This window comes from Lysinibacillus sp. 54212 (assembly GCF_036662795.1).
GTDB lineage: Bacteria > Bacillota > Bacilli > Bacillales_A > Planococcaceae > Lysinibacillus_B.
This window is the reverse complement of sequence record NZ_JBAFWZ010000041.1, coordinates 1-18,761: the sequence shown is the minus strand read 5'-3', so window position 1 is coordinate 18,761 and position 18,761 is coordinate 1. Positions and strand designations below refer to the sequence as shown.

Annotated in this window: 18 protein-coding genes and 1 riboswitch; of the genes, 6 read left to right on the top strand and 12 right to left on the bottom strand. The window is 39.3% G+C overall.

Annotated features, from left to right (window positions below; genetic code table 11):
- Positions 1 to 226: 226 nt before the first annotated feature.
- Both V4T18_RS17420 and V4T18_RS17415 read right to left on the bottom strand, forming a co-directional pair.
- The gene (locus V4T18_RS17420) at positions 227 to 781 is read right to left on the bottom strand and encodes an NADPH-dependent FMN reductase (RefSeq protein WP_332651600.1); all 555 of its coding nucleotides are present in this window, start codon (positions 779 to 781) and stop codon (positions 227 to 229) included.
- Positions 782 to 944: 163 nt separating this feature from the next.
- A complete protein-coding gene (locus V4T18_RS17415; protein WP_332651599.1) occupies positions 945 to 1,730 on the bottom strand; it encodes an oxidoreductase in 786 nt (261 codons plus the stop codon).
- A 119-nt stretch (positions 1,731 to 1,849) separates the two neighbouring features.
- On the opposite strand from V4T18_RS17415, the gene V4T18_RS17410 reads away from it, so the two are divergent.
- From V4T18_RS17410 to V4T18_RS17400, 3 genes are all read left to right on the top strand, one after another.
- The gene (locus V4T18_RS17410; RefSeq protein ID WP_332651598.1) at positions 1,850 to 2,890 is read left to right on the top strand and encodes a PseG/SpsG family protein; all 1,041 of its coding nucleotides are present in this window, start codon (positions 1,850 to 1,852) and stop codon (positions 2,888 to 2,890) included.
- A 76-nt stretch (positions 2,891 to 2,966) separates the two neighbouring features.
- Entirely contained in the window at positions 2,967 to 3,152 is a 186-nt protein-coding gene (locus V4T18_RS17405) for an SE1832 family protein (protein ID WP_332651596.1), read from the top strand.
- 126 nt (positions 3,153 to 3,278) lie between these two features.
- Entirely contained in the window at positions 3,279 to 4,847 is a 1,569-nt protein-coding gene (locus tag V4T18_RS17400; RefSeq protein ID WP_332651594.1) for an ABC-F family ATP-binding cassette domain-containing protein, read from the top strand.
- Between the two features lie 295 nt (positions 4,848 to 5,142).
- Here V4T18_RS17400 and V4T18_RS17395 read toward each other — a convergent pair whose 3' ends face one another.
- The 5 genes from V4T18_RS17395 to V4T18_RS17375 form a co-directional block, all read right to left on the bottom strand.
- A complete protein-coding gene (locus tag V4T18_RS17395; protein ID WP_332651592.1) occupies positions 5,143 to 6,048 on the bottom strand; it encodes an ABC transporter ATP-binding protein in 906 nt (301 codons plus the stop codon).
- Positions 6,048 to 7,100 carry an ABC transporter ATP-binding protein gene (locus V4T18_RS17390; protein WP_332651590.1) on the bottom strand — a complete coding sequence of 351 codons (1,053 nt, stop codon included), beginning with the start codon at positions 7,098 to 7,100 and terminating at the stop codon, positions 6,048 to 6,050. Before V4T18_RS17390 ends, V4T18_RS17395 begins: the two co-directional genes overlap by 1 nt.
- A gap of 10 nt (positions 7,101 to 7,110) precedes the next feature.
- On the bottom strand, positions 7,111 to 8,001 hold the full coding sequence (locus tag V4T18_RS17385; protein WP_332651588.1) for an ABC transporter permease: 891 nt from the start codon (positions 7,999 to 8,001) through the stop codon (positions 7,111 to 7,113).
- A gap of 10 nt (positions 8,002 to 8,011) precedes the next feature.
- Positions 8,012 to 8,956 carry an ABC transporter permease gene (locus V4T18_RS17380; RefSeq protein ID WP_332651586.1) on the bottom strand — a complete coding sequence of 315 codons (945 nt, stop codon included), beginning with the start codon at positions 8,954 to 8,956 and terminating at the stop codon, positions 8,012 to 8,014.
- A gap of 136 nt (positions 8,957 to 9,092) precedes the next feature.
- Positions 9,093 to 10,688: an ABC transporter substrate-binding protein gene (locus V4T18_RS17375; protein ID WP_332651584.1), complete on the bottom strand. Its 1,596-nt coding sequence runs from the start codon at positions 10,686 to 10,688 to the stop codon at positions 9,093 to 9,095.
- A 306-nt stretch (positions 10,689 to 10,994) separates the two neighbouring features.
- Here V4T18_RS17375 and spx point away from each other — a divergent pair, with 306 nt between their 5' ends.
- From spx to V4T18_RS17360, 3 genes are all read left to right on the top strand, one after another.
- Positions 10,995 to 11,396, top strand: a complete 402-nt coding sequence (gene spx / locus V4T18_RS17370; RefSeq protein ID WP_332651582.1) for a transcriptional regulator Spx — start codon at positions 10,995 to 10,997, stop codon at positions 11,394 to 11,396.
- A gap of 116 nt (positions 11,397 to 11,512) precedes the next feature.
- Positions 11,513 to 11,938, top strand: a complete 426-nt coding sequence (locus tag V4T18_RS17365) for a MarR family winged helix-turn-helix transcriptional regulator (protein ID WP_332651580.1) — start codon at positions 11,513 to 11,515, stop codon at positions 11,936 to 11,938.
- A 468-nt stretch (positions 11,939 to 12,406) separates the two neighbouring features.
- On the top strand, positions 12,407 to 12,901 hold the full coding sequence (locus V4T18_RS17360) for an NUDIX hydrolase (RefSeq protein ID WP_332651579.1): 495 nt from the start codon (positions 12,407 to 12,409) through the stop codon (positions 12,899 to 12,901).
- A gap of 26 nt (positions 12,902 to 12,927) precedes the next feature.
- On the opposite strand, the gene V4T18_RS17355 is transcribed toward V4T18_RS17360, so the two are convergent.
- From V4T18_RS17355 to V4T18_RS17335, 5 genes are all read right to left on the bottom strand, one after another.
- Positions 12,928 to 13,455 (bottom strand): GrpB family protein, encoded by a 528-nt coding sequence (locus tag V4T18_RS17355; protein ID WP_332651577.1) that lies wholly within the window; start codon positions 13,453 to 13,455, stop codon positions 12,928 to 12,930.
- A 75-nt stretch (positions 13,456 to 13,530) separates the two neighbouring features.
- Positions 13,531 to 13,674 carry a hypothetical protein gene (locus V4T18_RS17350; RefSeq protein WP_332651575.1) on the bottom strand — a complete coding sequence of 48 codons (144 nt, stop codon included), beginning with the start codon at positions 13,672 to 13,674 and terminating at the stop codon, positions 13,531 to 13,533.
- Positions 13,675 to 13,868: 194 nt separating this feature from the next.
- Positions 13,869 to 14,417, bottom strand: coding sequence for an RNA polymerase sigma factor (locus V4T18_RS17345; RefSeq protein ID WP_332651574.1), 549 nt, complete (start codon positions 14,415 to 14,417; stop codon positions 13,869 to 13,871).
- 607 nt (positions 14,418 to 15,024) lie between these two features.
- Positions 15,025 to 15,205: riboswitch (cobalamin riboswitch) on the bottom strand.
- A 134-nt stretch (positions 15,206 to 15,339) separates the two neighbouring features.
- Positions 15,340 to 16,782 (bottom strand): tetratricopeptide repeat-containing diguanylate cyclase, encoded by a 1,443-nt coding sequence (locus tag V4T18_RS17340; protein WP_332651572.1) that lies wholly within the window; start codon positions 16,780 to 16,782, stop codon positions 15,340 to 15,342.
- Between the two features lie 230 nt (positions 16,783 to 17,012).
- On the bottom strand, positions 17,013 to 18,398 hold the full coding sequence (locus V4T18_RS17335; protein ID WP_332651571.1) for a dipeptidase: 1,386 nt from the start codon (positions 18,396 to 18,398) through the stop codon (positions 17,013 to 17,015).
- Positions 18,399 to 18,761: the final 363 nt, after the last annotated feature.

Genomic DNA, 18,761 nt, shown 5'->3' with positions numbered 1-18,761 from the left:
TTTCGAAATACTAGCCACTTTTTGAAGTTTACTCGCCAATGTGAAAATTCTCGGCGAAAATACTCGCCATTCCCACTGTTTACTCGCCACAACAGAGGGCCTACTCGCCAATGCAGAAATCATAGACGATGAGGGATCACTTCTCTACGCAAAAATTGGATGCGGAAACACAGCATAACAAACCAAAACAAAAAGCCCACCACAACGGGCAGGCTTTCCTTATAAATTAATGTGTATCGATTGTTTCTTTGGATAGGGATTTGCTCATTTCGCAATATTGAACGAATACGCGTGCTAGCTCACGTAAACGGTCGTGTACGTCCCCGTCGACAATATTATTGCTATCATCGAAATGGGATGTGTGTGTGTACACATAGTTTGGCGTCACTAAGCAGCGGAAATAATCTAGGATTGGCTTTAGTTGATTTTCTACCACTAAATGGTGCTGATACGTACCACCATTCGCAACGATGGATACTGGCTTATAGCGCATCGCTTTCGGGCTAATCATATCAAAGGCGTTTTTTAATACACCTGGAATCGATGCTTGGAAAATAGGAGATGCAATAATGTAGCCATCTGCTTCTTCAAATTTTCGAATCATCATTTTCATATCGTCATTTAGCGGGCTACCATCTAAAATTTGATGCTTCAAGTCTGCAAAATATAAAATTTCCAAATCAAGACTTGGATTAATGTCTGCAATATATTTTTCAACTTGTTGTAAGATTGCACCTGTTTTTCGACCAAATACTGTGCCATCAACGAGTAATATCTTCATTATAATCGTTCCTCCGTTTTTAATGCATAGTCAACCTATTCGGGACAATGTTATGCTAAAATACTTCTTATATTATTGTAGCAGAAGCTTCGATAATGGCGTATAAAACTTATGAGATTTATTGAAATTCAGCCTTTCGTCGGAACCGCTTCACCCCTCATCTTTACTCCTTACGTTTGCTTCGGTCAAAATGAATTTCTTTATCGAGTGGTGCCGGTTCATCCTGCTTTACTTTATTCCAGTTAAACAGCTCTTCTCGAGAAATAATTTGTTCCTCTTCCTGCAATGGCATGCGCATTGTGGCTAACTCACCTGATTCGTAAATTACTACCTTTTCCTGCTTCCCGTGCAGAGCGATTACCTTCATTGCCAAGGCTACTTGGCTCGCCTCAATCGAACGGAATTTTTTCATCCCACCGATCATCATCGGATTAACCATTTTTAGCACAGCCTCACCTGTTTTTTCTCCGAGACGAAATTCTTTTCGATTCCCAACTAACAGGGACGGACGAATAATTGAAAGCTGATCAAAGTCAAGCTCTGTTAGCTCCTTTTCTAGTTTGCCCTTTACACGATTATAATACGCAAAGGATTTCTCATTTGCTCCCATTGCTGAGATTACAATAAAATGTGGGATACGGCGATTTTTCGCTAGAGCCGCAACACGAAGCGGATATTCTACATCCACCTTTTCAAATTCATCCTTAGAGCCTGCTTTTTTAATCGTCGTGCCAAGACAACAAAACACTTCATGTGCAAACTCTAAATGAGATTCTGCTAGGTGATCAAAATCTACTATTTTTACAACTAATTTTGGATGTTTATAATCAACATTTCTTCTAGCGATAGCTGTAACTGAAACATATTCGTCACTCTCACATAATAATTCAATAAGGTGTGAGCCGACTAAGCCCGTCGCTCCAACAACGATAGCTGACCGAAATTCCATACAACGGTTCCGCCTTTCTACTTTTCCATTTTCACAGATTAAATATATGTTCCATTTTACACATACTTCGCAAATTTTCACCATATTTTAAATAGAAACTAGAAAGGATGGGATTCATTGTGCTACAAAAACAAAATCAAAAACGGAAAATCGCCTTTATTGTGGAACACTGCCCGATTAAAGGGTTGTACCCATTTGAACGTGTCATTCTGCTAAATAAACTTTTACAAGAGGAAGAAAGCACCTTGGTCTTCGCTAAAACTACATCGTCGCTCCCACTACAAATGTTTGAACGAGCAGGGATATCCCCGGTACTATTTGATAATTATAATGAACTAGCGAAAACGATGCGTAATCTTGAGTTAGATTTGATCGTGCATGATGGTAAGGACACGCTACCTGAACATGTCAGTTTAATAAGACCTTATTGTAAAACGATTGTCCATTTCGATGATTTTGGAGATGGCAATGCATTAATAGATTGCAATATACTCGCACTCTTTGATGAGGCAAGAGAGCAAATGCCGATGAACGCACTTGCTGGAAGCTATGCCTTTGCTGTCAGTGATGAACTAAAGGCTATTGCTGAAAGTCGTATAGATATGCCAGAAAATGAACTCCCCCATATTGTTGTTGCATTTGAAGATGGGGACGAGCAAAACTTAACCTACCGCACACTACGCCACTTAACACAGCTTCAAATTCCACTAAAAATTTCTGTTGCTATTGATGCCGAGTATCGCCATTCTGTAGAGGATTTACAGCTTATGGTGCTTAGTCGTCGTAACACATCCATCGTTAAAGAGGAAAGAGCCCTACAATCATTAATGCCTGTTGCCGATATCGTCATTTGTAACACAAACTATACCCCTTATAAAATTGCGGCCGTCGGTATTCCATGTATTACTCTTGCACAAAATGAACATGAGCTAGCACATGCCTTTGCCCGCGAGCTGAATGGCTTCATTCATCTCGGTGTTGGACGAAAAATGAAGCAGTCCTCCATCCAAAATGCTGTTATGGAGCTACTATTACATGAGGCGAGACGGGACCGCGCCATTCGTAAGCAGCGTTCTCTTGAAATCCTACACAATAATGAAATACTGCAATCTCTACTTACAGATTTAGCCCACGGTCGTCATAATATTGCACACATTTAGTGAAAAAATACGTGTGCCTATGCTACAATAATAGACAAGCATTTTTCGCAAATTCGCTTAAAGGGGATCAAATTTCATGCTAACGAAAGATACAGTACAGCAGAGAATTGCTGAATTAAAAATGGATTATATAAATTTACAAGGTGATATGGAAAAGCTTGAGTCATTAGGACATGCAGGATCTGTCCAGCAAGCGGTAGAGCGCCTTGAAAAAATGGAAGCACAGCTTGCACAATTAAATAAGCAGCTCGCGGCACTATAATCGCTCGCGAGTTTTTTTATGGTGGTTTTTACTGTTATTGTGAATGGCGCTTTCTATAGGCAAGCTATAAGTACACCTACGGAATCATTATTTAAATAAGATTAGAACATTATTGGAGGATTATATATGGCAATATTAACGGTTGAAAATTTAGGTCATTCGTTTGGCGACCGCACTCTTTTTAAGGATGTTTCATTCCGCTTAGTTGAAGGCGATCATATCGGCTTAGTAGGCGCTAACGGAGTTGGGAAATCAACGCTAATGGGCATTATTACTGGTCAAACGATTCATGATACAGGCAAGGTAGAATGGCTGCCAAATACACATTACGGCTATCTTGATCAGCATACGGTGTTAACAGCTGGTCGTTCGATGCGTGATGTACTGCGTGATGCCTTCCTTCCACTGTACAAGAAAGAGGAAGAGCTAAACGAAATTACTATGCAAATGGCTGATCCCGATGCGGATTTAGAAAAGCTTTTGGAAGAGATGGCAGAAATTCAAGATGCACTCGATGCAGGTGACTTTTATACGCTTGATATGAAAATTGAAGAGGTTGGTCGTGGATTAGGTTTAGATGCTATCGGGCTTGACCGTGATGTAGCGGCGCTTTCTGGTGGGCAACGTACAAAAGTGCTACTTGCGAAGCTATTACTTGAAAAGCCAAAAGTATTATTACTTGATGAGCCGACAAACTATTTAGACGAAGAGCATATTACATGGCTGAAAAACTATTTGAAAAATTATCCGCATGCATTCCTATTAATTTCGCATGATACGGAATTTATGAATGATGTAGTGGATGTTATTTTCCATTTAGAGTTTTCGAAAATGACACGCTATACGGCGACATATGAAAAGTTTTTAGAGCTAGCTGAAATCAATAAACGTCAGCATATCGATGCATATGAGAAACAGCAGGAATTTATTAAAAAGCAAGAGGATTTTATTGCGAAAAATAAGGCGCGCTACTCAACTACAGGCCGCGCGAAATCTCGTGCGAAGCAGCTTGATCGTTTAGAGCGTATCGATCGTCCTGAAACAGCTGTGAAACCAGAGTTTGGATTTAAAGAGTCACGTTCATCTAGCCGTTATGTTGTAGAGGCGGAGGGGTTAGTTATTGGTTATGATAAAGAAAAACCATTGCTCCCACCGTTAACATTCGAAATCGAACGTGGGGAAAAGATCGCACTTGTCGGGATGAACGGTGTCGGGAAATCGACATTACTAAAAACGATGCTAGGTAAAATTCAGCCGCTTGATGGAAAAGTTGTACGTGGCGATTATTTATACCCTTCTTACTTCGAACAGGAAGTGAAAGCAGAAAAAATTACGCCAATCGATGATGTATGGAATGCCTTCCCTTCAATGGAGCAGGCACAGGTTCGTGCTGCATTAGCACGTGCTGGTCTAAAAACGGAGCATATTACACGCCCATTGAACTCCCTATCTGGGGGTGAGCAGGCGAAGGTTCGTCTATGTAAATTAATGATGGAAGAAGCAAACTGGCTGATCTTTGACGAACCGACAAACCATTTAGATGTCGATGCAAAGGCAGAGTTAAAGCGTGCGATGCAGCAATTTAAAGGTACCATCGTACTTGTATCCCATGAACCAGACTTCTATGAGGGCTTAGCAACAAAAGTATGGAATGTGCAGGACTGGTTTACTACAGGGAAGACAGATTTAGAATAGGGTTTTGTGGATGCTGCATTTTTAGGTGCAGCATCTTTTTTTGTGGGGGTACTAGCCACTTTTTTCGAAATACTAGCCTAAATTTCAAAAATACTAGCCGAAATCCCAAAAATACTAGCCACTTTTTGAAATTTACTCGCCAACTTGAAAATTCACAGCGTAAACACTCGCCACATACCGCGCGTACTCGTCAAAGAAACCCACACCAACACATTCAAACCCAGTATAAACACTAAAAAGCACCCCGCTCCTATTAGAGAACGGGATGCCTTCCATTCAAAACCTCAACAACACCTTAAATTTCCGTGCAATAGACAAAATGCCCGGGTTCAATTTCCTTCATTGTGGGATTATCGCCCTCAAAACTAGCAAAAACATCTGCGTTATAGGCAATACGCTCACGGCTACGTTCAAGCAGTGGCTCCGGAATTGGTATTGCCGATAATAATGATTTTGTATATGGGTGAACCGAATTTTCATAAAGTATATTGGCCTCTGCAAGCTCTACAAGACGACCATTATACATAACACCAATACGGTCGCTAATGTAACGAACCATTGATAAATCATGCGCAATAAATAAAAATGTTAGATCCTCTTGGATTTGTAGATCCTTCATTAAATTTACAACCTGCGCTTGAATAGAGACATCGAGTGCTGATATTGGCTCGTCCGCTACGATAAGCTTAGGCTTTACGGCTAATGCACGTGCTATACCAATACGCTGACGCTGACCGCCGGAAAATTCACTCGGATATAGGTCGGCATGTGCGTGGCTTAGCCCGACCTTCACAAGTAATTCACGGACAATTTGCTCGCGCTCCTGCTTCGATGTGTATAACTTATGAATATCCATACCTTCTGCAATAATATCACGGACCTTCATACGAGCATCGAGGCTGGCGTAAGGGTCCTGGAAAATCATTTGAATATAGCGCTGGAAATCCTTTAGCTGACGGCGATTTTTCACACGATAAATATCCTCGCCCTGGAATAAAATCTCCCCACTTGTTGGCTTTACTAAATGTAAAATAGTACGACCAGTTGTTGATTTTCCGCAGCCTGATTCCCCTACCAATCCAAACGTTTCACCTTTAAAAATTTCAAAGGAAATGCCATTCACCGCACGCACTTCATTCGCTTTTCCTGCATTAAAGGTTACATGCAAATCCTTTACCTGTAATAGTGCTTCACGTGGCATCAAACATTCCCCCCAATCGATGCAAAAATTCTCTTACGACGCGCAATTTCTGAAGGTAGCTCCACTTTAGGTGCATCCTCATGTAATAGCCAAGTAGCAGCTCTATGCGTTGGGGATACTGCAAAAAATGGTGGCTGCTCCTCAAAATCAATTTGCAGTGCAAACGGATTTCGGGCGGCAAACGCATCTCCAGTAGGTGGGTTGGCTAAATCAGGTGGCGAGCCTGGAATTGCTGCTAAGCGGCTTTCCGCCATATCTAGTGTGGGCATCGAACCGATTAATCCCCAAGTGTATGGATGCTGGGGATTGTAAAAAATTTCATCAGTTTGTCCAATCTCTACAAGCTTCCCGGCATACATCACACCAACTCGATCAGCAACATTCGCCACAACACCTAAATCATGTGTAATAAAAATAATCGTCATGTTCATTTCTCGTTGCAATCGTTTCAACAGCTCCAGTATTTGCGCTTGAATCGTTACATCGAGTGCTGTTGTTGGTTCGTCTGCAATTAAAACTTTGGGATTACAGCTAATCGCAATGGCAATGACGACACGCTGACGCATTCCACCAGATAGCTCGTGTGGATACTGCTCTAAACGTTGCTCGGCATCACGAATTCCAACCTGCTGTAGAAGCTCTAACGCTCGTTTATTGGCATCTCCCTTTGACATGCCTAAGTGCTTTATTAACGGCTCTGTAATTTGCTTGCGAATTTTCATTGTTGGACTAAGAGAGGTCATCGGGTCCTGAAAAACCATCGCGATTTCCTTCCCACGAATCCCCTCCAGCCTCTTTTCACTAAGCTTTGTTAAATCCGTACCATTATAAAGGATTTCGCCCTTTGGAATGCTTGTTCTTTTTTCTGGTAGCAGTCCTGTAATCGCCTTCGTTGTGACGGATTTACCTGAACCCGACTCTCCTACTATGGCAAATGTTTCACCCTCGTATAAATCAAAGTCGATGCCACGAATCGCCTGTACAGTGGCATGAGCTGTCGTAAACTGAACATGTAGATCTTTTATTGCTAGTACTTTTTGTTTTTTCATCATACCAACCTCACTATCTTTTCGGCTCAATCGCTTTTTGAAGCGCATCTCCTAAAATATTAAACGCTAAAATAAGTAGCAGTACACAAATACCTGGGAACACCGCTAAATAGCTTGCCTGACCAATATACGCTTGGGCATTGTTGAGCATACTTCCCCAGGACGAATCTGGTGGCTTAATACCTAATCCTAAAAAGCTTAGTGCACTCTCAGTTAAAATCGCATAAGCTACATTCAAAGAAGCGGCAACGATAATCGAAGGAATAATCCCAGGTACGATATGCTTCCAAATAATACGTGCCTTAGATGCCCCTGTTGCCTGCGCATATAACACAAATTCTCGCTGCTTAATAGTGAGTGTCTGTGCTCGAACAATACGTGCAACATCCATCCAGCTTAGGAAGCCAATAATTAAAATAATGCTGACAAATCCTAGCTTCAAATACGCACTTAGTATCATAATTAAAAAGAATGATGGCAGTGACATTAAAATATCTAATAAACGCATCATTAAATTATCAAGAGCTCCGCCAACATAGGCGCTAATTGTACCAAAAAGTACACCGATTGATACCGATATAATCATTGCAGCAAATCCAACTGCTAACGAAACTTGCCCACCATATAATATACGTGTGAAATAATCACGGCCGTATTCATCTGTTCCAAACCAGTGCGCCGAGGATGGCGGCTGTAATTTATTTTGCACAGCAAGCTCGTTCGGATCATACGGGGATAGGAATGCAAGCGCACTTGCAATCATTAATAGCGTTAATACAGCGACCGCAAACATCGCACGCTTATCCCGCTTAAATGTTTGCCAAACAGAATCTTGTCGAGATACATAAGACACTTCAGTCCCTTGTTGCTTACTTTCTACAAATGTAAATCGCGAATCTTTCATGTCTATTACCTCACTTTCGAATACGCGGATCTATTATTTGATACGTAATATCCGCGAGTAAATTTCCGATAATTAATAATAATCCAGAGAGCAGCGTAATCGCCATAATGACTGGGTAATCAAAGGCAAAAATCGCATCGATGCCATATGTCCCCATCCCTGGCCACGAAAAGATCTTTTCAATAATAAAGGCACCGGAAACTAAGCTAGGTAGTGACATCCCTAGTAGTGTAATAATCGGTAGCAACACATTTTTCAGTACATGATTTTTAATAATTTCTGTACGTGACAACCCTTTTGCTCGCTGGAACTGCACGTACTCCTCCTTTAGCTCGCTAATTGTATTGGAACGAACATAGCGATAATACACGGCAAAAGAATGGAACGTTAGTGCAATAACTGGTAACACAGCATGACTTAATAAGTCACCCCATGTATTCATGCCAATTGTGCGCATCCCCATCGTTGGGAACCATTGCAATTTAATCGCAAAGAAAATAATAAGTAGGATTCCTAACCAAAATGATGGGATGGAGATTCCCACATAAGCAAAAAGGTTAAACATACGATCAAAAATACTGTTTTCCTTGTTTGCTGCAATTAAACCTAGTGGAATTGAAATCACTAAAGTTAATAAGATTGCAGCCCCCATTAATCCAAGCGTCGGTAGTATACGTACCATTATTTCATCTAGCACTGGCTGACTCGTCCGGATAGAATAGCCTAAATTCCCCTGCAAAAGCTCTGTAAGCCACTTCACATATTGCACAATAATATGATCATTTAAGCCTAGACTTTCACGAATTCGCTCGACATCTTCTGGCTTCATATTCGGTGTTACATACATCCGAACAGGGTCACCAGGTGCGAGCTTAATTAATAAAAACGAAATTATGGATAACACAAAGAGCATCGGAATTACTTGCAGTAAGCGTTTCCCAATCATTTTCGCCATTAACACTCCTCCTAACAAATGAGAAAAACACATCTCGCCCCCAAATAGAGCGAGATGACGTCTTTTTCCATGAAGATATTCACCTTTTTTGTGTGCAAACAAAAGCTGACCTACCATTTGGAGGCCAGTCTCTTGATTATTTTAAATAAATTTTCGAAAGATCACGAACCATTGTCACTGGGATTGGTTTTGCTTCTTCTAATCCGCCGTAACGTTTATCTAACGCAATAACATTGTAGTTATAAGAGATTGGATACACAGCTACGTCTTCCGCTAACGCCTCTTGAATTTCTGCGTAAATAGCTCCTCGCTCAGGACCGTTTGGCGTAACAGCACCCTTTTCCCATAACGGATCTAATGTAGCATTTTTGTAGTTCGCATAGTTATAAGCGGCATTTGACATGAATAACAGCTTATAGCTATCTGCCTCACTACCCATTATATAACCATTTAATAAGAATGCATAATCTGTTCCTTCACGATCCTCTGCCGCTGTGAAAATCGTGCTTGAATCTCCGGCGTCTAACACTAAATCAACACCAATTTCCTTGAACTGTTGCTGTGTATACAGTGCAATTCCTTCTAACGCTTTATTGTTGCTTGCGAAGTACATATTCAATTTTAGTTTAGAAGGATCAATGCCGCTCTCTTCTAATAATTGCTTCGCTTTCTTTACATCCTGTGCATTTTGCTCAAGGTCAGCTGCTAAATACTCAACATCCTTTGTAAAGATAGAATAAGCTGGTTCAGCATATTCGTCTGATCCGAATGCCGCCTGAATCATATCGTTTCGGTCTAGGGTTAACGCTAATGCTTGGCGGAATTTTTTATTTTGAAGCGCTTCGATATTATGGTTTAATGCCATATACACTAAACGATATTCCGGATACGTTACGAGCTCCACGTTAGATGTTGATTTTACTTGCTCTACCTCTGTCGGTTGGATTGCTTTTAAGTTAATTTCACCATTTTGTAACGCTAAGCCAGCTGCATTCTCATCCTTTACAATTTGGAACACCACATTATCTAAATATGCTGCACCGGCAAAGTAACCATCAAAACGCTCAAGCTTCATATATTGACTTGGCTTGTATTCTACAAATTTAAATGGCCCTGAACCGATTGGCGCACTGTTTTTAGTGCTTTTTTGTAAATCCGCTTCTCCTGCAAATACATGCTCTGGAATTGGGAATAAGCTTTGTAGAGCAGATTCAAATGCTGGCGCGATAACTGGTAATTTGAATTCTACCGTTGTTTCATCTACTTTCGTTACTTGAACTGGTTTCCCATCATAAACGAAGCTACCACGAATCGAGCTGTTTTGCCCCTCGTCTAATAAAGAACTCATCGTGAACACGATATCATCTGCATTTAAAGTTTCCCCATCATGCCAAGTTAACCCTTCCTTCAGCTTTAATGTGTACGTTAAATTATCTTCAGAAGGAGTTAAAGACTCTGCAAGTGCTGGTTCTACTTCACCGCCGTCCGTATAAAACAACGGTGCGAATAACGCTTGTTGAATTGTTAAAGATACACGGTCCCCTGTATAAAGTGGATTTAATACATTGGGATCCCCTGTTACCGCAACTGTTAATGAACCGCCTTTCTTTGGTTCACTAGAAGTGGCATTGCTTGAATCGTTATTGTCTGTCGAATTCTTATCTCCACCGCTACAAGCAGCAAGCACTGCAATTAGTAGTGATAAGAGAGCTACCAAATAAATTTTTTTCATTTCTCTTCCCCCATATTCTCTATTTTTCCTAATAATACTGACAAAAAAGGTAAACGTCAATATAGTTTATAAGATTACTATGAATTAAAATGTTATTTGCTTGTAAATTTTTCGTGAATTGAAACTTTTTTTAAAGAAATACGTATAAATTAGTAGTAAGTCGGGTATAAAATAATTGGATATAAATTTACAATTGCAGTGAAAAAACGCTTGCAATCAAATTACCTTACAAGTAAGATATAAGTATAATAAATTATCTTATAAGTAAGCTATCGCAAAACAAAACTTGAAAGCGAGGAATTATTTATGTCAGTAACTATCTATACGCAATCTAGCTGTTCCTCATCACGAAAAGCTTTAAAATGGTTAAATGAAAACAACATTACTTATACAGAAAAACGCATCACTTCTCAGCCGTTAACACTAGCAGAGTTTAAAAATATTTTAAGTATGACAGAGGACGGAACAGACGAAATTATTGCCACAAACTCAAATGATTTTAAAAATTTACAGGTTGATATTGATCAGCTTTCCATACAAGAGCTTTATAACCTAATTCAGCAGCATCCACGCATGCTTCGTAGCCCTATTTTGTTAGATGAAAAACGCATTCAGGTAGGCTATAATGAAATGGATATACGTCGTTTTATTCCACGTAAAGTACGTGCATTTGAACTAAACGCATTACAAAAACTAGCGGTTGAATAACATCACCGCTTTCTTTTTATTATCAGAGAATAATATTAGGGTATCAGATTCTGTGAAATATTGGGCCTAGGCTTGTTTCACACATTCTGAATAATGTTTTGGAGATGAAAAGACCTATGGACCAAAAAAAACGAGAAAATATCGCATCACTTTTCGAGGTTATCGCTACACTTGAGCGTAAAATTGCGAATGAGTGGAACAGTCATAATGAGCTTGGATTTTCAAAATCTCATATTTTAATACTCGATTTTTTAGCGAATGAAGGTCCGAAACGCCCCTCTGCCATTGCAGAGCGTTTAAAGGTCACTACTGGTGGCGTCACTGTCTTAACGACGAAGCTCATTAAGGGCGGTTTTGTTGAAAAAACACAAAATGAAGCCGACCGCCGCGCTTCACAAATTACAATAACCGACGAAGGCTTGAAGGTACTCGAGCAATCCCGCCAGCAAATCGACACATTGCTGCACCACTTATTCGGTATGCTCACAGAAGATGAAATCACAACTTTACGCAATATATTTAATAAATGCATTAATTTTTAATTGGACTGCTGACACGATCAGCAGTTTTTTTGATTGTATTGTGGGGTGGGGATGGGGTGCTGGGGATGGGGATGGGGTTTACTAGCCACTTTTTCAAAAATACTAGCCGAACTTTTGAAAATACTCGCCACATTTTCAAAAATACTAGCCACTTTTCGGAATTTACTAGCCAATGAGAAAATTCGCAGCTGGAATACTCGCCATTCGCGATGTTTACTCGCCAAAAAGAGACTACACTCGCCAAAAGGGAAATCACAACACCAGAGTAAATGTACTCTTCCACATAAGTATTGGATGCTAGATTTACTAGCCACTTTTTTCGAAATACTAGCCGAAATTTTGAAAATACTCGCCACTTTTTCAAAAATACTAGCCACTTTTCGGAATTTACTAGCCAATGAGAAAATTCGTAGTTGGAATACTCGCCAACAGAACGGGAAAATCATTCGATGAAGGGAGAAAAAATAATTGTTTGAACAAACATTGTGTTTTATAAAAAGAAAAGATGAAATTCTAATGTTAAACAGAGAAAACGCACCAACGAAAGGCTTATGGAATGGTGTAGGAGGAAAAATCGAGGCGGGAGAAACCCCATTAGAATGTGTAATTAGAGAAGTGAAGGAAGAAACAGACATTGATATCTCTTCGTATCAGATACATTATAAAGGTATTGTTACTTGGGAAGTTGATACTATTCATAGTGGCGGATTCTATGTCTTTCTAGTCAACCTTGATGAAGACTTCATTTATTACACTCCTAAGAAAATTGCTGAAGGTATTTTAGATTGGAAAAATATTTCGTGGTTATTGAGCGAAAGAAATTTCGGTGTTGGTCAAATGATTCCTCATTTCCTGCCAACAATCCTTCAAAATTCTGCAACACTTGAACATAAATGCACACTCATTAATGATAATTTAGTGAAATATACATACAAACAGATAGATGTAGAAGAATCAAACTAACAGCTTGGCGTATTTTCCAAGCTGTTTTAATATCGAGTCTCTCCCCCACTTTTAAGATGCCAATCCCATGCTTTTTTCTCCATTTCTGAAACAAATTCTTTTTTAGCGGGGCTATAATCACGCGTATATTCAAATTTATTTGCAAGCTCTTCTTTAAAGCTGCTATATCTTATAACCTCATCGGGATGTGCTATTAAATAGTCTCTAAATACTAGATGCCGCTCAATTTGTGGATTAGCCAACTGATAAAAATGAATATGATGTGTCCTATTTTCTCCGCCCTTACGGAATAATCTTCTCCCATCAATCCCCCATTCTCCAGCAGGATCATATGCTAATGATTGCATTTTTTCGTTGTAGGAATCAATTTTCCGGATGTCTTTTACAATACACATCATATCAATGACAGGCTTTGCTTTCATTCCAGGGATAGATGTGCTACCAAAATGCTCAAACGAGATAATTTCATGGCCGAAAATATTTTTTAAACATTCCACTTCAGCCTCAAACATACATGTCCACTCTGATGTATACTCTGTTAATCTTACTTTCATTCCTACCCCCGATTATTTTGCATAATGCATAGTTTGATGAGTACTACTTTTGAAAATACTCGCCATTCGCGATGTTTACTCGCCAAAAGGGAAATCACAACACCAGAGTAAATGTACTCTTCCACATAAGTATTGGATGCTAGATTTACTAGCCACTTTTTTCGAAATACTAGCCACTTTTTCAAAAATACTAGCCACTTTTCGAAATTTACTAGCCAACGGGAAAATTCGCAGCTGGAATACTCGCCATTCGCGATGTTTACTCGCCACAATGAGCCTACACTCGCCAACTGTAAAACCAGGAAAGGAATTACTTTCCAGTTCACTATTATACTCCCCTAATTTTAACATTACTAGCCAAAACTGCATACGCAAAAAAGGACAGAGCTTCTTATAGCTCCATCCTTTATTCGTTATGCTGGCATGATTGTTTCTGCTAGAGCATCGTCGGATAACAGGATTTCCTTTAGACGCGCTTTTGCACGGAAAAGGCGTGATTTTACTGTTCCGATTGAAACTTTCATTAGCGTTGAAATTTCTGCTAGTGAATATTGATCCACATAGAAGTACCACAGTGTTTTTTGATAAATACCATCTAATTCATTCATTTTTTCTTGCACGATTTTCGTGATTTCTGTTTTTTCGATTTTTTCTTCGGTAGAAATTTCATTGTTGGGAACCAAATCTAAAATCGGTACGTCTAATGTTTCAGGTTGATTCATCGTATACTTACTGCGACGTACATTTTTTCGGTAACGGTCTCGGAATGTATTCATTGTAATTGTTGTAAGCCAAGCTTTTACATGATCCACTTCTGCAACATTCGCCTCGTAGCGTACAACCTTTACCCATACTTCTTGCATTAAGTCTTCCGCCTCTGCAGTGTTGCGTGTTAGCTTTAAGCAAAGGTGATAAATATAGCGATTGAATTCATCATAAATTTTTGTTAAGTTTTCTTTCATTTCGATTTCCTCCTCAAAATTTCATCATATATATTTAAGTCATTTTCGTTATTAAAATTAGAGCTCTCCTGCTCCTTGACTTTATTTTCGCAAAATCCTTTCTTACACTCCATCGTATTTACTTTCAATTTCCTTACAATGATGTAAGCTAGAGCATTTATTTTTGTAATATTATAATGAAATGTGGTAGGAGGACTAATCGTTTTTTTTATTAAATACAGCGGAAATGTACAAGCATACTCAAATTTATCTGAAAATTAAGAGATTTTAAAATTTTATACAACATAGAAAAAGGACGAGTGAATCATTTGTGTGGTGTGGAAATATATATGAGCTACCTAAAGCAGCTATATTCATTCTGTAGTAAGTATAGAAGTTTCTGGTGAATAGTATTGCTCGATCGGACAGGGCTGGAAGGAGGGTTTACATACTGTTACTTGTTCGAGCCAGAGATAGTTAGGGGGCTATCTACTTGATTAGGGAGGCTGTCCTAAAATCAACAATAAAAACCGCTATTTCTATCGGCAAGAAATAGCGGGAAATAGTATAAACAATTTTAAAGTCGTTCATCCATTTGCCGTATATTCCCCTTAATTCCGAAGAGAGTTGATACGATCAGATAGTGACAGGTCTCCTGACTTATGCTTCTCATTACTATGAGCCCTTCCCATCCAAGTAGATAGTGGCTTTTGCTCATTTCATCAGCATTTACAGTTGCGGAAACAGTTTCGGATTCTCACCGAATTCCCTATTAAGCCTAAAAAGGCATCATTATCCTGCAATACATATTCACTTACTAATAAAGATAACATATCTATTTTAATAATAGACAAAATTCCTATCAATTTTGATAGAATTAATCAAAATATAAGGTCACATAAAGAAACGCAAGAATGCTACTAACGACATTCTTGCGTTTGTTTTATCTCTCTAAGAGACAATTGGTATTGGATAGCGTGACAATTTGATTTTTTCCCTGCTGCTTTGCCATATATAATGCTTGGTCGGCCACCCGGAATAGCTGTGTAAATTTGCGCGCGATAATACTTGTATTACAAACAATCCCCATACTTATAGTAATTTGGATTCTATTATCCTCATGATCAACGACAGCGGTTGTTAAGGCATTAAATATTTCCTTTGCCTTACTCATAATTGATTGGGGTGACAAGTTTTTCAACAGAATGACGAACTCATCTCCACCATATCTCCCTACAATCGCCTCATCATGCTCTGTTATTGTAAGACAAGTTTTTCCGAGCATTTTAATCACTTCGTCGCCAGCTAAATGGCCGTACTGGTCATTAATAGACTTAAAGTTATCAACATCAAAGGTAATGCAGCAAATAGAGTCCTTCGTATTTCTTGCTGCCTGAAGCCACTGATTACATGTTAATTCTAAATAGTATCGGTTGAATACCCCCGATAATGAATCAGTATGTGCACGATGCTCAATAGCAGAGATGCTGTGCTTAAGATCGAGCTCTAAAATCTTCGATAGAGAGCGAAGACGATTCATTTCCTCTTCCACTTCGACATATTTCCGCAAGTATTTATATGCATCCGCATAGTGCCCTTTTTGCTCATACGCTAGGGCGAGCGACCAAAGAATATGCTTTAAAATAATTTGATCATTAAAAGATACTGCAATGGTTTGGGCTTCGATAAAAATTCGAATAGCATCGTCAATTTGTACTTTTTTAAGCTTTAATAGTCCGGCTGTATATAAAAAGCGACTGCGCTCATATGGATTTTTTTGGATATAACGGTTACCCGTCAGTACTTGAATGAAATAGGATGCATCATCAAATTGTTCAAGGTGCACATGAGAGGAAGCTAAATTACAAGTAATTTGAGATTTTAAAAATTGATTTTCGATATTGTATTGCGTTGTCACTTCGAGCGCTTTTTGTGCAAAGCTTAAAGCTTGGTCATATTGTTCCGTTACTAGATATAGGTAGCTAGCTCGATTGTAGCTAGTACTTAGCTCTGTATACAGCTGTAATGAAGAAGCAAGCTCGATACAATGTTGAATCGATGTGAGCGCCCGTTCATAGGCTTGATCGTACTCGTAAATTAGCGCACTTATATAGTATAAATAGTAGCGATCATGTTCTTTACCAAATTCCTCACATAGTTGCTTATATTGTAGTACATTCTCGAAAGCCTTCTCTATTTTTCCTAAACAGTAATAGCAAGTAGCGATGTTGATATGTGCAACCATGGAACCGAATGGATTTTCTTCCTGCGTACAATCTTTTAGAAAATTTTCCATCAGTTGAATTGCGATTTCATATTGCCCATCTGCAAAAAGCTGTTCATAATCTACATCAATTTTAGAACTTAGTTTATAGTCCGTATTCATCATGTCACCTTCTTCCAATAAGTATGAGTTTACTCCTTAGTAAAAATTTTGAAATTAGGTACTTTATACTCATTATTATTATACAGTTTCATCAGACATTTGGATATAATATACAACAAAATTTGTCTAAATATTTAATAAATTGTGACAATTTGTCGAACTATGAAATGGACCATTTTAAGCTAAGTAAAAAACCCGTGAGCTATGCTCTCACAGGTTTGATCCGTACATTACGAATGCTTAATATTTGCGACTTCGTGAAGATAATCCCCTAGTACACGTAAACCTTTATCGAAGTTTTCTAAATGGAAGTGCTCATTAGGGGCATGGAAGTTTTCACTCGATAAACCGAACCCCATTAACACAACCGGTAACCCTAGAATCTCATCAAACGCAGCGACAATCGGGATTGAACCGCCTCCTCGTATATAGGCAGTTGGAACTTCATATACCTTCTCATAGGAGCGACCAGCCGCTTGAATAACCGGATGATGGAATGGCGTAATAAATGGCGCGCCTTTATCGAACTCCGAAACGGTAATTTCAACACCAGCCTGTTTATGCTTTTCAATGTGGGCACGTAGTAGCGCAACGATCTCATCTGGTTCTTGGTCTGGCACTAAGCGGCACGTTATTTTCGCCCCTGCCTCAGCTGGTAATACCGTTTTAATCCCCTCACCGGAGAATCCGCCAAAGACGCCGTTCACTTCAAGTGTTGGACGGGCCCATATTTGTTCAAGATAAGAGTATCCTTGTTCACCGAATAATTCTTTAACACCCACTTCTTCTTTCAACGCCTCTTCATCAAACTGCAGGTCTTTATAAGCCTGACGTTCCTCATCCGATAAAGGACGAACCTTATCATAAAAGCCCTCCACTTGAATCGTTCCATGCTCATCACGGAATGATGCTAGGATTTCGGCCAACGCATGAATAGCGTTTTGCACGCCTCCCCCGTAAAGTCCAGAGTGTAAATCGCCCTTCGCCCCACGCACATCAATTTGCACACCAGTTAAACCACGAAGCCCATAACAGACAGCTGGCTTTCCAGGCGCATATAGTCCCGTATCTGATATTAAGATGAGGTCTGCTGCTAGCTTATCCTTATGTTCTTCAACATAAGCAGGTAAATTCGGGCTACCGATTTCCTCTTCTCCTTCAATAATGAACTTAACATTCACTGGTAAGGTACCTTCTGTTGCAAATAGGGCTTCAATAGTTTTTAAATGCATAAAGACCTGCCCTTTATCATCAGAGGCGCCACGTGCAAATAGCTTGTTATCGCGAACTGTTGGTTGGAATGGTGGTGAATCCCAAAGATGTAGCGGATCGACCGGCTGCACATCATAGTGACCATAGAATAGGATTGTTGGTTTCCCCTCCGCATGTAGCCACTCTCCGTAAACAACTGGATGACCGGCTGTTTGATCAATAGATACGTTTTCGATATTTAATTTAGTTAATGCATCGGCTAGCCATTGTGCCGCAGTCTGCATATCTCCTTTATGCTCAGATAAAGAACTAATACTAGGGATGCGTAAAAATTCATTCAGCTCTTCTAAATGTTTGTCACGATTTTCCTCAAAATAAACGTTTAATCCATGTAAATGACTCATAATTGTGAGCCTCCTTTAAAAATTTCGATAATAGAAATAGTATAGCATAAGAGACCAGGATACTCTGTAAATACACTAGGGTTGCTTGTTAGAGAACTATTATAGTTGATTGAATTACAAATGGATTGCTACGTATAGAGGATTAAATAAACGTAAAGTTTAAAACAAAACTAAACCCAAGCAACAGAAACTTAGTGCTCTTTTTAAGAACCGTTTCGAATTACTTGGGCATTTATGTTGTCCTGTTATTTTAGTCTACTCTATAAATAAAAAAAGTATGTAGAGTTTTCTACATACTAAATATAAAATATGACCCGTACGGGATTCGAACCCGTGTTACCGCCGTGAAAGGGCGGTGTCTTA

Excerpts from the sequence above, each read along its gene's own strand:
- V4T18_RS17380 (WP_332651586.1), bottom strand. The coding sequence starts at position 8,956 with ATGGCGAAAATGATTGGGAAACGCTTACTGCAAGTAATTCCGATGCTC.
- V4T18_RS17345 (WP_332651574.1), bottom strand. The coding sequence starts at position 14,417 with ATGAAAGAAAACTTAACAAAAATTTATGATGAATTCAATCGCTATATT.
- V4T18_RS17400 (WP_332651594.1), top strand. The coding sequence starts at position 3,279 with ATGGCAATATTAACGGTTGAAAATTTAGGTCATTCGTTTGGCGACCGC.
- V4T18_RS17385 (WP_332651588.1), bottom strand. The coding sequence starts at position 8,001 with ATGAAAGATTCGCGATTTACATTTGTAGAAAGTAAGCAACAAGGGACT.
- V4T18_RS17390 (WP_332651590.1), bottom strand. The coding sequence starts at position 7,100 with ATGATGAAAAAACAAAAAGTACTAGCAATAAAAGATCTACATGTTCAG.
- V4T18_RS17375 (WP_332651584.1), bottom strand. The coding sequence starts at position 10,688 with ATGAAAAAAATTTATTTGGTAGCTCTCTTATCACTACTAATTGCAGTG.
- V4T18_RS17340 (WP_332651572.1), bottom strand. The coding sequence starts at position 16,782 with ATGAATACGGACTATAAACTAAGTTCTAAAATTGATGTAGATTATGAA.
- V4T18_RS17335 (WP_332651571.1), bottom strand. The coding sequence starts at position 18,398 with ATGAGTCATTTACATGGATTAAACGTTTATTTTGAGGAAAATCGTGAC.
- V4T18_RS17355 (WP_332651577.1), bottom strand. The coding sequence starts at position 13,455 with ATGAAAGTAAGATTAACAGAGTATACATCAGAGTGGACATGTATGTTT.
- V4T18_RS17395 (WP_332651592.1), bottom strand. The coding sequence starts at position 6,048 with ATGCCACGTGAAGCACTATTACAGGTAAAGGATTTGCATGTAACCTTT.
- V4T18_RS17415 (WP_332651599.1), bottom strand. The coding sequence starts at position 1,730 with ATGGAATTTCGGTCAGCTATCGTTGTTGGAGCGACGGGCTTAGTCGGC.
- spx (WP_332651582.1), top strand. The coding sequence starts at position 10,995 with ATGTCAGTAACTATCTATACGCAATCTAGCTGTTCCTCATCACGAAAA.
- V4T18_RS17365 (WP_332651580.1), top strand. The coding sequence starts at position 11,513 with ATGGACCAAAAAAAACGAGAAAATATCGCATCACTTTTCGAGGTTATC.
- V4T18_RS17405 (WP_332651596.1), top strand. The coding sequence starts at position 2,967 with ATGCTAACGAAAGATACAGTACAGCAGAGAATTGCTGAATTAAAAATG.
- V4T18_RS17420 (WP_332651600.1), bottom strand. The coding sequence starts at position 781 with ATGAAGATATTACTCGTTGATGGCACAGTATTTGGTCGAAAAACAGGT.